A 14,032-nucleotide genomic window follows, 5' to 3' on the forward strand; every position below is an offset into this window, starting at 1 on the left:
CCTTACTCCTCATCAAATCCCAGCTCTGCCGTCCAGCCATCACGGGCGGCTTTCGCTCTCGGGAATATCTCACGCACTTTATCCATATAATCATCCGGACGGATGAGCGACGGGCTGTAATGAGTCAGCCACATTTCCTTCGGCTGGGCCTCCTTCGCCAGGTGCGCCGCCTCCTGGAATGTCATATGCTTGTATTCTCTCGCCTTGGCTTCTTTCCCGTCCTCGCCGTACATGCCTTCACAGATAAACAGATCCGCATCCTTCGCGTACTCCGCAATTACTGGAAGCGGTCTCGTATCGGTACAGTATGACACCTTGATTCCCTTCCGGTCACCTCCGAGCACCATATCCGGTGTCAGCGTTCTGCCTTCCTCCTCGATCGTCTCCCCCTTCTGCAGGCGGCTCCAGAACTTCTGCGGAATCTCCTGCGCCCGCGCGCGTTCCACATCGAACCGTCCCTTTCTCGGAATCGAAATCGAGTACCCATAACAGGTCACATTATGGTTGACCCGGTACGCATCGATCACATACGGTCCAATCTGAAGCTGCTGTCTCGGCTCCGTCAGCTCGATAAACTCAAGCGGAAACGGCAATTCCGGCGCGATCGTCCGCAGTGCCGTCACCACGCGTTCCAGTCCCTTCGGTCCAATCATCGTGATCGGCTCCGTCCGCTCCGCATTTCCCATCGTCAACAAAAGTCCCGGCAGACCGCTGATATGATCCGCGTGATAATGTGTAAAACAAATCACATCCACCGGCTTCGGACTCCAGCCCTTTTCTTTCAACGCAATCTGCGTGCCTTCCCCGCAGTCTATCAGCAAATTGCTGCCCGAGCAGCGAACCATCAAAGCCGTCAGCCACCGATACGGCAGCGGCATCATCCCGCCCGTTCCCAGCAAACATACATCTAACATGGAACATCCTCTTTTCTATTAAATAAATGATTCATAATAAATCTTTTTAATTAAAAGTCATGCAAAAAGCTGTCAAAACAGCTTTTCTCCTAACTCCCATATCATTTAATAATATCATAAAGAAATACTATGTTGCAAGCCAGAAATTCAGCAATCCAATTCACTGGCGAGACGCAGATGGCGCACCGCCTGTCCCGCGTTTCTCCGTTCCCCTCACGACTCTACAATAGTTCCGTCCTCTCCTCCTTATCTGCCTCAATCAGAAATTCCCGCGTCACTCCATCATAGCACTCCTCGCACAGATCAAAATGATGCACCTCCCCATCTTTCTCCGAAAAATAGTCCCATGCCACATCAAAATGCGCCGCTCCTTCGCGCAGAATGCCTTCTTTCACCGCCAGCTTCTTCCCGCACCGGTTGCAGACAACCGACAGAAGAATGCCGCTCTCTCCATATTTTCTCATGCTCTCCTCGCCTTTCTCTTCTATATACGCAAAATGGAGAAGCCATGTCCTCCACAGCTTCTCCATCATTATACTGTTTTTTATACCGGTTTTTAAGCGGAAAGTGCTGGAAATACTTACAGTACCTTATATCCCTTCGATGTCAGGCAGATGCTGACCTCCCTCACATCGTCCGTGTGAAGCACCATAACCGGCTTGCCAGAATCACGATTGAAGGAGAGATACAGGTAATCTACATTGATATTGCTCTCTTCGAGGGAAATTAACAGACGGTTGAGTGCTCCGACCTCGTCATCCAGTTCGACGCCAAGCACCTCTGTCAGACGACAGAGATAACCAGCTTCCGCCAGCACTTTCTCCGCGTGCTCTGGATTAGAAACAACCATACGGATAATACCGTACTCCGCACTGTCATTCGTGATCGAACCCCAGATGTTAATATTCTCCTTCTGAAGAAGGGATGTAATATTCTGTAAACGTCCTTTCTTATTCTCTGCAAAAATAGATACCTGACTCAGCATATGAACCTCCTACCGTTCTTTTCTTTTAATTTAACACTGTAAAGTGTTACGCTTTTATCTGTTAAACAGTATACTCATTTCCATTTCATCTGTCAATGCTTTTTCCGCTTCTTTTCCAATAAATCAGCGCATCTTCCGTCGGCCCGCTGTAATAATTCTTCCGAACCGCCTCTTTCTGAAAGCCATACGCCTCATACAGCGCAATCGCCGGGGCATTGGATGCACGCACCTCCAAGGTGATATCCTCGACGTTTTCTTCCTCTGCTTCCCTTAACAGCCGTTCCATCAGAAGCCGCCCATAGCCGCGCCCCCGGCACGCGCCGTGAACCGCGATCCGCATCAGCTCGCCTTCCCCGGCAATGACGCGGAAATTGCTGTAGCCACAGACGGTTTCATCCTCTTTCAGCACCCAGGCTTTATCCCAGCTGCTCGTCAGCAGATCCTGTAAAAGCTTCTCCGACCATGCATCCGAAAAGCATTCCAGTTCCAGTGCCCGGACCGCAGGAAGATCCCCCGGCTGTAAATCCACTATCTGAACACAAAGCTCTTTTTGCGTTCCCGTTCCTGCCGCCATTATTTCTTCTCCACGACCACAATACCGGCTGCCAGCTTATCCATCTCGCCCTGACGCTCTGCGACCTCGCGCTCGCGCTCCGCCTGCGATTTCCGCAGATAATCCGGCTTATGCTCGGCTGCCGTCTCGGTCTTTCCCTCTGCCAGATACACTGCGCCAAGCGCTGCCACCGCCGAAGCTCGCTGACGGCTCGCCTGTGCCGGTGCAAACGAATACGGCACCTTCATCTCTTCCTCGATCACCGCCCGGTTGACCGGCACACCGTCCCCCAGGAAAATCACGCGCTCGCCGCGCTCATTTAACTCGGCAATCAACGCATGGATATCCGTAATGCACTGTTCTTTCACAATCTCGAACTTCTCTTCATACCGATAGAGCCCCGTGTACACCTGCTGCCGTCTCGCATCCAGCATCGGGCAGATGAGCGCCGAAGCCCCGTACAGACAATATCCCATCGCATCCATCGTCGGCACATGGATCAGCGGCTTCCCAAGCGCCAGTCCCAGTCCTTTCGCTGTCGCAGAGCCAATCCGAAGCCCCGTAAAAGAGCCCGGACCGCCGGATACTGCGATTGCATCGATGCTTTCCAACGGCACCTCCAGCATTTTCACAATCTCATCAATCATCGGAAGAAGTGTCTGCGAATGCGTTTTTTTCAGATTCACCGTATATTCCGCCGTGATCACATCATCCGTAACAATAGCAACCGATGCCACCAGGGATGCGCTTTCGATTCCCAAAATTCTCATTTTCTCTTTCCTCCTGTCGCCGGCTACTGCTCGTTTACTGAAATTTTCCGGTAATCAAAGCCCTTTTCCAGATCTTTTTCAATTGTGATCTGGATCGGATGTTCCGGCAGGATCTCGCGGATGCGCTCCGACCATTCGATCAGGCAGATGCCCTCGCCGTAGAAATAGTCCTCATAGCCAATCTCATCCATCTCGTCCACATCGCCGAGACGATATACATCAAAATGGTAGAGCGGCAGGCGCCCATCGTCGTACTCCTGCACGATCGTGAAAGTCGGGCTGTTGACCGGTTCCTGAATTCCAAGTCCCGCGGCAAACCCCTGCGTAAAGACCGTCTTTCCCACGCCCAGATCACCATTCAAACAATACACCTGCCCTGCCTGCGCTTCCATTCCAAGCTTTTTTCCAAACGCATACGTCTCTTCCGGGCTGTTTGTTTCTATCATCATGCTCGAATTCCTCTTCTCTTTTCCTGCGGCAGATTTCTTGTAAGCATACTGAGAAAAATCTGCTCCTCCGAACCTCTGAACACGCGCTTCGGCATCAGGTACGCCTTGTCTCGACCCAGGTAAAGCACATATATTCCCGCGATCTTTTTCACTTTTACCAGCTTATCCCAGCTGATCTCACCCTTGCCGTTCGCCTGGCGGGCACGGATGCCCTCGTCTCCAATGTGAAATACAATCTCAGCTCCCGTTTTCGCATCCCGGGCGGTGCGCTCTGCCTGTTTCCAGATTGCAAAAATCTGAAAGCCTGTCAAGGCAATCACTCCCAGAATCACCAGATTCGTCACCTGCGTTCCCAGACGTTCCTCGCTGGCTGCCGCTGCAATAATAACGAGCACCGTCAGTATGATGCATCCGATTCCACGCAGTCCCGCCCAGAAATTGTACATCGAATAAATAAAAATCTCTTTTGGCTGTATTTTTACACGTAAGTCCATTTTATCTTCTCCCTAATTTTCTATGCCTTATCCGCCGCCCCATTCCAGTCAGCGCTCCTGCATCCTATAACCAACGGCTGAATCTGCCGTGGTTTACTTCGTCTCCCGGATTTTCATCGTCAGCGAAATGCGCTTCTTCGCCACATCAACCGCCAGCACCTTGACCTCCACGATATCCCCGACGCTGACCGCCTCCAGCGGATGCTTGATATAGCGGTCTGTCATCTGGGACACGTGAACCAGACCATCCTGATGCACGCCGATATCCACAAACGCACCGAAATCAATGACATTCCGCACGGTTCCTTTTAAAATCATGCCCGGCTTCAAATCCTTCATTTCCAGCACATCCGTGCGGAGAATCGGCTTCGGCATCTCCTCACGCGGGTCGCGCGCCGGTTTTTCCAACTCGCTCACGATATCGAGTAAGGTCGGCTCGCCGATCGAAAGCTCTTTTGCCAGCTTTGCCGTATCCGCGATCTCCTTGCGGATATTGCGGATGCCGCCCGCCGCGATCTCCTTCGGATCATGTCCAAGCTGCTTTAAAAGTGCCTCCGCTGCTTTATAGCTCTCCGGGTGCACACTCGTCGCATCGAGCGGATTCTTGCCGCCCTGGATCCGCATAAATCCGGCGCACTGTTCATACGCCTTCGGTCCCAGCTTCGCCACCTTCAAAAGCTCACGGCGCGTTGAAAATGCGCCATTCTCCTCCCGATATGCCACGATATTTTTCGCAATCGTCTTGTTAATGCCGGAAATATAGGCGAGCAGCGGCGCCGATGCCGTATTCAGATCCACGCCGACCTTATTTACGCACGTTTCCACCACGCCCTGCAGCGCCTCGCTTAAATTTTTCTGGTTCATATCATGCTGGTACTGACCGACTCCAATGGATTTCGGATCAATTTTTACCAGCTCCGCCAGCGGATCCTGCAGGCGTCTCGCGATCGATGCCGCACTTCTCTGTCCGACGTCAAACTGCGGAAATTCCTCCGTCGCCAGCTTACTCGCCGAATAAACCGACGCGCCCGCCTCATTGACGATGACATACTGGACTTTCTCCGGAATTTCTTTTAAGAGTTCCACGATGATCTGCTCAGATTCACGGCTTGCCGTACCATTTCCCACTGAGATCAGGGAAATGCCGTACTTGCGGATCAGCTTTTTCACGATCTCCTTCGACTCTTCCACGCGGTTCTGCGGTGCGGTCGGATAAATGACCGTCGTATCGAGCACCTTTCCCGTCTCATCCACAACTGCCAGCTTGCAGCCCGTCCGGAATGCCGGATCCCAGCCGAGCACCACGCATCCTGCAATCGGCGGCTGCATCAGGAGCTGTTCCAGATTCTTGCCAAATACCTGAATCGCGCCGCTCTCTGCCGTTTCTGTCAGCCCCGTGCGGATCTCGCGCTCGATGGCCGGTCCGATCAGGCGGCGGTAGCTGTCTAAAATGACCTCTTCCATCGCGCGCGCCGCATCCCCATCCGGGCGGATAATCAGCTGTTTCTCCATATACCGGACAATCTGCTCCTCCGGCGCTATAAGCTTCACGCTCAGAATCTTCTCTTTCTCACCGCGGTTGATCGCCAGCACGCGGTGTCCCGCCAGCTTTTTGACTGGTTCGGAAAAATGATAATACATCTCGTACACCGACTGTACCTTCTCATCCTTCGCGGACGCCTCCAAAAGACCGTCCTGCATCGTCTTTTTACGTGCGTAGTTGCGGTACTTTGCCATCTCGCTGATCCGTTCAGCCAGAATATCACGCGCTCCTTCTATTGCCTCTGAAACATCTGCAACGCCCTTTTCTTCCGACACATACTTCGCCGCTTCCGCCTCCAGGCTGCCGCCCGCTTCCTGCTTGTAAATCCAGACCGCTAACGGTTCCAGCCCTTTTTCACGGGCAATTCCGGCACGGGTACGACGTTTCGGGCGGTACGGAAGATACAGATCTTCCACTGCCACCAGCGTCGCAGCCTCGCGGATCTGTTTTTCCAGCGCCGGCGTCAGCTTCTCCTGGGCGCGGATCGCCCCGATCACCTGCTCCTTTTTATCCTCCAGATTCCGGAGATAGCGCAGACGCTCATCTAACTGGCGCAGCACCTCATCGTTCAGGGAACCGGTTGCCTCCTTGCGATAACGCGCGATGAACGGGATCGTGTTTCCCTCATCGATCAGTTTGACCGCCGCTTCGACCTGATTTTTCCCTATCTGAAGCTCTTCTTTTAATGCCTGTATAATATCCATGCAAAAACTCTCCTTCAATATCAATGCGCTGTTTAATCATACCATTCCAGCGCATATTTCGCAAGTCAATGCCTAACTGGACAAGCAGCTTTATTCATGATACACTTTTATCGGATTCAATCTGCCGGATTGGCATAGATTTTGTTTTGCCCTATTTGGCGGCTGTCTCTAATTTTCAGAAAAGGATGTAGCTGTTTTCTTTTTTCACAGTTATGAAAGGATTAGATATACGATGAGTTATTACGATGAAACACCTTCTCCGAAGGAACATTCAGATACAAATGAAACCCGGAGCAATCGTTCGCGCCGCTATGCCACGATGTCAATGATGTGCGGCATCTTCGCATTTTTCTCCCTGTTTTTGAGTTTTTCCGCCGCGATTCTGCTCGGAATGTCGGCGAATGTACTGTTTGTCCTATCCAAGGAGGAAGGACAGCCGCGGCGCGGCAGCGCAGTGGTCGGGCTGATACTGGGAGTTATGTCTACCATCTTTGGAGTAGTTGAGTTTTTCTGCCTGATCCAGGTGTACCATATGATTACGGATCCGCAATATGCGCCGTTTTTTGATCAGGCAATGGAGTTGTATGAGAGTTTGATTGGTCCGTTACAATAAAATGATTGGCAAGAGGACCTTTTTCTGTGTATTTCTTGCGTTAAAAAGCACACCGCGTCATGAATGACTTTGGCGTGCTTTTTACTTTATATCCTATTTTGTATAGCGAATCGTCTGGCGGATATCTTCCTCGAATGCCGCTGCCAGTTTCCGGAAGCGTGCTTCGGTCATTTCTCCGGTTATGACCGCAAATTCGTCCATCTCCGGGAGTTCGATGGTTTCTGCTTCACCGAAGGCTGCACGCACATCGGCAAGTTTGTCGGCTGATTTGCCTGCCAGTCGGAGGAAGTAGCTGAAGGTTACTTCGCCCATCGGTGCAACTGGCTGTTTTTCGTCGGTCCAGCCGGTCGGGATGTTGTCTTCCATGTGTCCGGCGATCTCTACGATGTCGCTGACGACTGCGCTGGCGGTCGGGAGTTTTCCGGCGCCGCTGCCGTAGAACATGACGGTTCCAAGTGTATTGCCGCGAACCATGACTGCATTGTATACGTCATTGACTGCAAAGAGCGGATGATCCGGTCCGATCATCATCGGGCATACATAGACGCTGGCTTTATTGCCTTCCATGCGGCTGGTTCCAAACAGTTTAATCGAAGTTCCCAGCTTTGCCGCATATTTGAAATCAGTATCGGTAATCTTTGTGATGCCCTCGGTCGGCACATCTTCGTAATTTACTTCTTTTCCAGTTGCCAGTGAGGTAAGAATCGTGATCTTGCGGCAGGTATCGTAGCCTTCTACGTCTGCCTCCGGGTTGCGCTCTGCATATCCGAGTTCCTGCGCTTTCTTCAGGGCTTCCTCAAAGGTCTGACCTTCTCTTGCCATCTTGGTAAGGATGTAGTTGGTTGTACCGTTTAAGATACCGCTGATTTCCTCGATCTTCTCGCCTGCAAGAGACTGGGTCAGCGGACGCAGAAGCGGGATGCCGCCGCCTACGCTGGCTTCGAAGAGGAAGTTTAAGTTCTTCTCGCGTGCAATCGCCAGAAGCTCGGTGCCGTGTGCCGCTACAAGTGCCTTGTTGGAGGTCACAACGTGCTTACCGGCTAACAGGCACGCTTTTGCAAACTTGTATGCCGGATTGACGCCGCCCATCGCCTCTACAACGATCTCTACGTCTTCGTCTTTTTCAATGATCTCAAAATCATGAACAATCTGCGCTTCGTGCGGATCACCCGGAAATTCACGCAGATCCAGAATATATTTTACTGCAATCTCTTTGCCGGTTTTTTCTGTGATTTTGTCTTTGTTGGTTTCTAATACTTCTACGACTCCGGAACCAATTGTTCCATAGCCCATCACTGCTACCTGAATCATAATCTTTACTCCCTGGCTATAATTTTTACGTTGTGTACTCCCGAATTTTCTTCCATCTCTTCGACCATATGCGATATATTTCCGGTATCCGAACGGACTTCCACGCTGAGTGTCAGCGTCGCCACATTGTTGACCGGAATACTCTGATGAATCGTCAGAATATTTGCCTTGTAAATCGCTACGATATGAAGAAGATCCGATAAAAGTCCCTGTTCATCATCCATCTGCAGCACCATGGTAATCGTTTTGCCCTTGGCGTTGTCGTAAAATGGAAAAATATCGTCCTTATACTTATAAAAGGAACTCCGGCTGATCCCAAGCTGGTCGGTCGCCTCCTGAATCGTCATCGCCTTTTCCGACGCAATGAGCTTCTTCGCTTCCGCCACCTTCAAAAGGACTTCCGGCACTGCTTTCTGCTTTAACAGATAATACTTTGTTTTTTCTTCCATTCCATCTCCGCTTGTGTACGCACCAGAAATACATTTGTGTTTACCAGAAAGATATTATCACATTTATTGACACTCTGCAATCTATTTCTTTCATTATAGTCGAATTGTATCTGTAAAAAAACAGCCCAAACTGACGGCACTCGACAGAGCGCTTTCTTCTCCGTCAAACTTTTGTGCCGCCAATCCAGGCTGTTTTATCTTCTTTTATGCTTCTTCTGTCTTCTGGTTTTTCAGGCTGATCCACTTTAAATACGCACTGATAAACAGATCAATATCACCGTCCATCACCGCGTTCACATTGCCGTTTTCCGCGTTTGTCCGGTGATCCTTGACGAGCGTGTACGGCTGCATAACGTAGGAACGAATCTGATTTCCGAAGTTGATGTCCTTGACATCGCCGCGGATGTCGGACAACTTCTCGGCATTTTCCTGTTGTTTGAGCAGGTACAGCTTTGCCTTTAACATCTGCATCGCCTTGTCCTTGTTCTGGAACTGGGAACGCTCATTCTGGCACTGTACGACGATACCGGTCGGCAGATGCGTGATACGGATCGCGGAGGACGTCTTGTTGATATGCTGTCCACCGGCACCACTCGAGCGATAGGTATCGATCCGCAGATCGTCCGGATTAATCTCCACATCCAGATCTTCTTCAATATCCGGCATGACATCACAGGAAACGAACGAGGTCTGACGCTTGCCAGCCGCGTTGAACGGGGAAATACGGACCAGACGATGGACACCTTTCTCCGATTTCAGGTAGCCGTAGGCATTTTCGCCGTTGACCTGCAGTGTGATGGACTTAAGTCCCGCCTCGTCGCCATCCAGGAAATCAAGCACCTCGGTCGTAAAGCCCTTTTTGTCCGCCCAGCGCTGGTACATACGATACAGCATACTGCACCAGTCCATCGCCTCGGTACCACCCGCGCCCGCGTTCAGCTTGAGGATCGCGTTGCAGCCGTCGTACTCGCCGGACAGGAGTGTCTTTGTGCGGAGTTCTTCCAGCTCTTTGACGAACTCATCTAACATCTCCTGAATCTCCGGAATCATCGCCGGGTCATTTTCCTCATAGCCCATCTCAATCATGACCTGGATATCCTCATACTGCTGTTCAAGGTGCTTGTAGCCATCCACGGTATCTTTGAGATTTTTCGCCTCACGGACCGTCTTGGTCGAGCGCTCCGGATCATCCCAGAAGCCCGGTTCTTCCATTGATTTGTCAAGCTCCGTGATGCGGCGCTCCTTATTTTCCAGATCCAGGGAATCCTTGACCTCTTTCAGCGTCTCATCGTAGGTTGATAACGTATACTTAAACTGATCTAATTCAACCATGCTCTCACCTTCTCCATTCTCATCTATCTGCTGCCATTTTTCTCAACGGTTCAGCATTCTTTCAGTTATATTTTGTTACGGATCACACACATATAGACCGTAACTCTTTTTTATATTTGGAAAAATTCCCGGAACCAGGTATTTCGCCATAGTTTCGGGAATTTTCTGCACAGACTGCTGCAAAATCACAGCAGCCTGCCTTCTTTCATCTATTAATTCTTCGCGTACAGCTTCCGTCCACAGCACTGTTTGTACTTCTTGCCGGAACCGCATGGGCACGGATCGTTCGGGTAAATCTTCTTCTCCTCACGCTTCTTCGGTGCCTGCACGGTGCTGTCGTCACGGTTGGTTCCCGTTACCTTGGCAGCCGGTTCACGCTCGACCTTCTGCTCTGCACGGATGTGGAACAGAATACGGACGGTATCCTCACGGATCGCTGCCGTCATGCTGTCGAACATCTCATAGCCGCTCATCTTATACTCAACCAGCGGGTCTCTCTGACCATACGCCTGCAGACCGATGCCTTCGCGCAGCTGATCCATATCGTCGATATGAGCCATCCACTTTGCATCAACCACTTTCAGAAGGATCACGCGCTCCATCTCGCGTACCTGTTCCGCGCTTGTAAACTCTGCCTCGCGTGTCTCATAAAGCTTCGTTGCCGCCTCTTTGAGCATATGTTTCAGCTCATTTTTCTTCATATGCTGCTGATCTTCCGCCAGCTGAATCGGCTCTAACGGGATAACCGGAAGCAGCAGGGAATTTAACTCGGACAAATCCCACTCAGCCGGTTCCTGCTCATCAGAGATGGACATATCTACGGCGTTTTCTACGATATCCGTGATCATCTTCATGATAACGGAACGCATATTCTCGCCATCCAGTACACGGCGGCGCTCTGCGTAGATTGCCTCACGCTGCTCGTTCATAACCTCGTCGTATTTTAACAGGTTCTCGCGGATACCGTAGTTGTTGGTCTCGATCTTCATCTGTGCCTTCTCGATCGCCTTGGAAAGCATCTTGTGCTCGATCTGCTCATTCTCCGGTACGCCCATGGCGTTGAACATATTCATCAGACGCTCAGAACCAAAGAGGCGCATCAGATCATCTTCCAGAGACAAATAGAAACGTGATTCACCCGGATCGCCCTGACGTCCGGCACGACCGCGCAGCTGGTTATCAATACGTCTGGACTCATGACGCTCTGTACCGATAATCTTTAAGCCGCCCAGTTCTCTGGAAATCTCATCCAGCTTGATATCCGTACCACGACCTGCCATATTAGTCGCGATCGTAACGGCACCGTGGATACCTGCATCTGCTACGATCTCAGCCTCCAGCTCATGGAACTTCGCATTTAATACCTTATGCGGAATGCCGCGTCTTGTCAGCATCTTGCTCAGAAGCTCGGAAGTCTCGATCGTAATGGTACCAACCAGAACCGGCTGTCCCTTTTCATGGGCTGCTGCCACTTCCTCGACAACCGCATGGAATTTCTCTTTTTTCGTCTTATAAACCGCATCCTCGTAATCAATACGCTGTACCGGGCGGTTCGTCGGGATGGAGATAACGTCCATCTGGTAAATGTTACGGAACTCCTTCTCCTCAGTCTGTGCCGTACCGGTCATACCTGCTTTCTTATTGAACTTATTAAAGAAGTTCTGGAACGTAATGGTAGCCAGTGTGCGGCTCTCACGACGCACATGTACATGTTCTTTTGCCTCAATCGCCTGATGGAGACCATCGGAATAACGGCGTCCCGGCATGATACGTCCGGTAAACTCATCGACAATCAGAACCTCGTCATCTTTTACCACGTAGTCTTTATCGCGGAACATCAGGTAGTTGGCACGCAGTGCCAGAATGATGTTGTGCTGGATCTCCAGGTTCTCCGGATCCGCCAGGTTTTCGATGTGGAAGAAATCTTCGACCTTCTTCACACCAGCCTCGGTCAGGTTGACTACTTTATCTTTCTCATTGACTACGAAATCGCCTGTCTCCTCGATCTCCTCGCCCATGATGGCTGCCATCTTGGAAAATTCTGCTGATTCCTCGCCCTTTTCCAACTGACGTGCCAGAATATCGCACACCTCATAGAGCTTCGTGGACTTGCCGCTCTGTCCGGAAATGATAAGCGGGGTTCTCGCCTCATCGATCAGGACGGAATCGACCTCATCGATGATCGCATAGTCCAGATTCCGCATAACCATCTGCTCTTTGTAGATCGCCATGTTGTCACGCAGGTAATCGAAACCAAGCTCATTGTTGGTAACGTAGGTAATATCACAGTTGTAAGCTTCCCGGCGCTCGTCGGAATTCATTGAATTTAAAACCACGCCGACCGTCAGACCGAGGAATCTGTGAACCTCGCCCATCCACTCTGCATCTCGTTTTGCCAGATAGTCGTTGACGGTAACGATGAATACACCCTTTCCAGCCAGCGCATTTAAGTACGCCGGTGCGGTGGAAACCAAGGTTTTACCCTCACCAGTACGCATCTCTGCGATACGTCCCTGATGCAGGACGATACCACCAATCAGCTGAACCGGGTAATGCTCCATATTTAATACTCGTCTCGCCGCCTCACGCACGGTTGCAAATGCCTCCGGCAGAAGGTCGTCCAGCGTCTCGCCGTTCGCAAGGCGCTCTTTGAACTTGCGCGTATTGTCGCGCAGTTCGTCATCCGATAAGGCAGTCATCTGCTCGCGCATACCTAGAATCTTATCCACGATCGGGCGGATCAGCTTCAGCTCACGTTCGCTGTGGGTACCAAACACTTTCTCTATCAGATTCATGCTTTTCTCTCCTATTTCTTACATTCTAAATCTAGTTATTTTATTTCATTCCATCATAAATGATATGTTTTAATACATAAAGATCATATAGGCATAGTTATACAATCTTATTTATTTTAACACTAACGGGAATTTTATTCAATGATTTCATTATTTTTTTACATTTACGCTGCGCACGCGCCCGGCTGAGATAACCCGAACCTGCCGTACCCGGAAAATCCCAGCCATAAAACAAGATCCTCCATACATGAACAAAGGGACCTGCTTACCTCGCTTTCAGCATGGTAAACAAATCCCTGTTTCTATGAAATATATCCCTGAAAATACCTATTTATTATTTTGCTTTTTTCAGCTCCTCAATTCCCCCGCCTGCTTCCAGAATCCGGGAAAATTCTTCTTCTTTTGCCGCGGACTTCTCCGCTTTTTCAAGCACTTCCTCGACAAGCTCATTCGGAACGATGCAGACACCGGAGCCGTCTGCCACGATCAGATCGCCCGGCATGACAAGGCAGCCGCAGAGGCTGACCGGTCCGTTCACTTCTGCACACTCCATGCGGTATTTTCCGGTCATCGGCGTCACGCCGCAGGAGAATACCGGGAAATCCATCCGGCTGATCTCCTCCGTATCGCGGCAGCTTCCATAAGCGATGCAGCCTGCAAATCCACGTACTTTCGCCAGATGGCAGCTCTGGCCACCGATATTGGAATACTCCAGATTGCCTCCGAAATCCGACACCAGCACATCGCCCGCCTCGCCCAGGTAGAAAATATCCTTCGTGGACATCAAAATCTTATCTTTGTCTCGCTGTCCCTGCGTCGCCGTCTTGCGGGACGGGATGCTGCGGACCGTGACAGCTGTTCCCACCAGGCGTGAGCCTGCCTTGACTGGCTTTAAGCAGGTGTTTGGAACAGCACCGTGAATGCCGTAAGTATCCAGAATGTCCGATACAGCCGTACTCATATCTTCCAGCGCATAGTAGCGGTCAATCACCTCTTTGCTGGTACGTGGAATCTGAATCTGCACAATCTTTTCGCGCGGAACTATTCCCCAGATGCGCCCTTCTGCCTTATATGTTTCATAATCAGCGTCTCTCTGCGTCTGCATTTCTTCTATATTCAT

Annotated in this window: 14 protein-coding genes; 1 reads left to right on the forward strand and 13 read right to left on the reverse strand. The window is 50.8% G+C overall.

Features of this window, described 5'->3' with window-relative positions; genetic code table 11:
• Positions 1–2 precede the first annotated feature (2 nt).
• The 8 genes from DWZ45_RS07510 to DWZ45_RS07545 form a co-directional block, all read right to left on the reverse strand.
• Complete coding sequence (locus tag DWZ45_RS07510; protein ID WP_118293360.1) at positions 3–914, reverse strand: ribonuclease Z; 912 nt, start codon at positions 912–914, stop codon at positions 3–5.
• Between the two features lie 221 nt (positions 915–1,135).
• The gene (locus DWZ45_RS07515) at positions 1,136–1,378 is read right to left on the reverse strand and encodes a hypothetical protein (protein WP_181357235.1); all 243 of its coding nucleotides are present in this window, start codon (positions 1,376–1,378) and stop codon (positions 1,136–1,138) included.
• A gap of 116 nt (positions 1,379–1,494) precedes the next feature.
• A complete protein-coding gene (locus tag DWZ45_RS07520) occupies positions 1,495–1,899 on the reverse strand; it encodes an ACT domain protein (RefSeq protein WP_022360619.1) in 405 nt (134 codons plus the stop codon).
• Positions 1,900–1,984: 85 nt separating this feature from the next.
• Positions 1,985–2,473, reverse strand: a complete 489-nt coding sequence (gene rimI, locus DWZ45_RS07525) for a ribosomal protein S18-alanine N-acetyltransferase (RefSeq protein ID WP_107001379.1) — start codon at positions 2,471–2,473, stop codon at positions 1,985–1,987.
• Positions 2,473–3,222, reverse strand: a complete 750-nt coding sequence (tsaB, locus tag DWZ45_RS07530) for a tRNA (adenosine(37)-N6)-threonylcarbamoyltransferase complex dimerization subunit type 1 TsaB (RefSeq protein WP_117796084.1) — start codon at positions 3,220–3,222, stop codon at positions 2,473–2,475. The genes rimI and tsaB overlap by 1 nt, the downstream gene beginning before the upstream one ends.
• Before the next feature lie 23 nt (positions 3,223–3,245).
• Entirely contained in the window at positions 3,246–3,671 is a 426-nt protein-coding gene (gene tsaE / locus DWZ45_RS07535) for a tRNA (adenosine(37)-N6)-threonylcarbamoyltransferase complex ATPase subunit type 1 TsaE (RefSeq protein WP_022360622.1), read from the reverse strand.
• Entirely contained in the window at positions 3,668–4,165 is a 498-nt protein-coding gene (locus DWZ45_RS07540) for a YcxB family protein (protein ID WP_107001377.1), read from the reverse strand. The genes tsaE and DWZ45_RS07540 overlap by 4 nt, the downstream gene beginning before the upstream one ends.
• A 93-nt stretch (positions 4,166–4,258) precedes the next feature.
• Positions 4,259–6,412, reverse strand: coding sequence for a Tex family protein (locus DWZ45_RS07545; RefSeq protein ID WP_118468413.1), 2,154 nt, complete (start codon positions 6,410–6,412; stop codon positions 4,259–4,261).
• A gap of 232 nt (positions 6,413–6,644) precedes the next feature.
• On the opposite strand from DWZ45_RS07545, the gene DWZ45_RS07550 reads away from it, so the two are divergent.
• A complete protein-coding gene (locus DWZ45_RS07550) occupies positions 6,645–7,025 on the forward strand; it encodes a hypothetical protein (RefSeq protein WP_118468415.1) in 381 nt (126 codons plus the stop codon).
• Positions 7,026–7,118: 93 nt separating this feature from the next.
• On the opposite strand, the gene DWZ45_RS07555 is transcribed toward DWZ45_RS07550, so the two are convergent.
• From DWZ45_RS07555 to DWZ45_RS07575, 5 genes are all read right to left on the reverse strand, one after another.
• On the reverse strand, positions 7,119–8,336 hold the full coding sequence (locus DWZ45_RS07555) for a homoserine dehydrogenase (RefSeq protein WP_117796088.1): 1,218 nt from the start codon (positions 8,334–8,336) through the stop codon (positions 7,119–7,121).
• A 5-nt stretch (positions 8,337–8,341) separates the two neighbouring features.
• The gene (locus DWZ45_RS07560) at positions 8,342–8,785 is read right to left on the reverse strand and encodes an ACT domain-containing protein (protein WP_107001373.1); all 444 of its coding nucleotides are present in this window, start codon (positions 8,783–8,785) and stop codon (positions 8,342–8,344) included.
• Positions 8,786–8,989: 204 nt separating this feature from the next.
• On the reverse strand, positions 8,990–10,117 hold the full coding sequence (gene prfB, locus DWZ45_RS07565; protein ID WP_117796089.1) for a peptide chain release factor 2: 1,128 nt from the start codon (positions 10,115–10,117) through the stop codon (positions 8,990–8,992).
• Between the two features lie 212 nt (positions 10,118–10,329).
• Positions 10,330–12,912 (reverse strand): preprotein translocase subunit SecA, encoded by a 2,583-nt coding sequence (gene secA, locus DWZ45_RS07570; RefSeq protein WP_118468417.1) that lies wholly within the window; start codon positions 12,910–12,912, stop codon positions 10,330–10,332.
• A gap of 334 nt (positions 12,913–13,246) precedes the next feature.
• Complete coding sequence (locus DWZ45_RS07575) at positions 13,247–14,032, reverse strand: RraA family protein (protein ID WP_207663859.1); 786 nt, start codon at positions 14,030–14,032, stop codon at positions 13,247–13,249.

It is taken from the genome of Clostridium sp. AF32-7AC (assembly GCF_003477925.1).
In the GTDB taxonomy this organism is placed as follows: Bacteria; Bacillota; Clostridia; order Lachnospirales; family Lachnospiraceae; genus Otoolea; species Otoolea fessa.

Excerpts from the sequence above, each read along its gene's own strand:
- DWZ45_RS07510 (WP_118293360.1), bottom strand. The coding sequence starts at position 914 with ATGTTAGATGTATGTTTGCTGGGAACGGGCGGGATGATGCCGCTGCCG.
- DWZ45_RS07520 (WP_022360619.1), bottom strand. The coding sequence starts at position 1,899 with ATGCTGAGTCAGGTATCTATTTTTGCAGAGAATAAGAAAGGACGTTTA.
- DWZ45_RS07550 (WP_118468415.1), top strand. The coding sequence starts at position 6,645 with ATGAGTTATTACGATGAAACACCTTCTCCGAAGGAACATTCAGATACA.
- tsaE (WP_022360622.1), bottom strand. The coding sequence starts at position 3,671 with ATGATGATAGAAACAAACAGCCCGGAAGAGACGTATGCGTTTGGAAAA.
- DWZ45_RS07545 (WP_118468413.1), bottom strand. The coding sequence starts at position 6,412 with ATGGATATTATACAGGCATTAAAAGAAGAGCTTCAGATAGGGAAAAAT.
- tsaB (WP_117796084.1), bottom strand. The coding sequence starts at position 3,222 with ATGAGAATTTTGGGAATCGAAAGCGCATCCCTGGTGGCATCGGTTGCT.
- secA (WP_118468417.1), bottom strand. The coding sequence starts at position 12,912 with ATGAATCTGATAGAGAAAGTGTTTGGTACCCACAGCGAACGTGAGCTG.
- rimI (WP_107001379.1), bottom strand. The coding sequence starts at position 2,473 with ATGGCGGCAGGAACGGGAACGCAAAAAGAGCTTTGTGTTCAGATAGTG.
- DWZ45_RS07555 (WP_117796088.1), bottom strand. The coding sequence starts at position 8,336 with ATGATTCAGGTAGCAGTGATGGGCTATGGAACAATTGGTTCCGGAGTC.
- DWZ45_RS07515 (WP_181357235.1), bottom strand. The coding sequence starts at position 1,378 with ATGAGAAAATATGGAGAGAGCGGCATTCTTCTGTCGGTTGTCTGCAAC.
- DWZ45_RS07540 (WP_107001377.1), bottom strand. The coding sequence starts at position 4,165 with ATGGACTTACGTGTAAAAATACAGCCAAAAGAGATTTTTATTTATTCG.
- DWZ45_RS07560 (WP_107001373.1), bottom strand. The coding sequence starts at position 8,785 with ATGGAAGAAAAAACAAAGTATTATCTGTTAAAGCAGAAAGCAGTGCCG.
- prfB (WP_117796089.1), bottom strand. The coding sequence starts at position 10,117 with ATGGTTGAATTAGATCAGTTTAAGTATACGTTATCAACCTACGATGAG.
- DWZ45_RS07575 (WP_207663859.1), bottom strand. The coding sequence starts at position 14,032 with ATGAATATAGAAGAAATGCAGACGCAGAGAGACGCTGATTATGAAACA.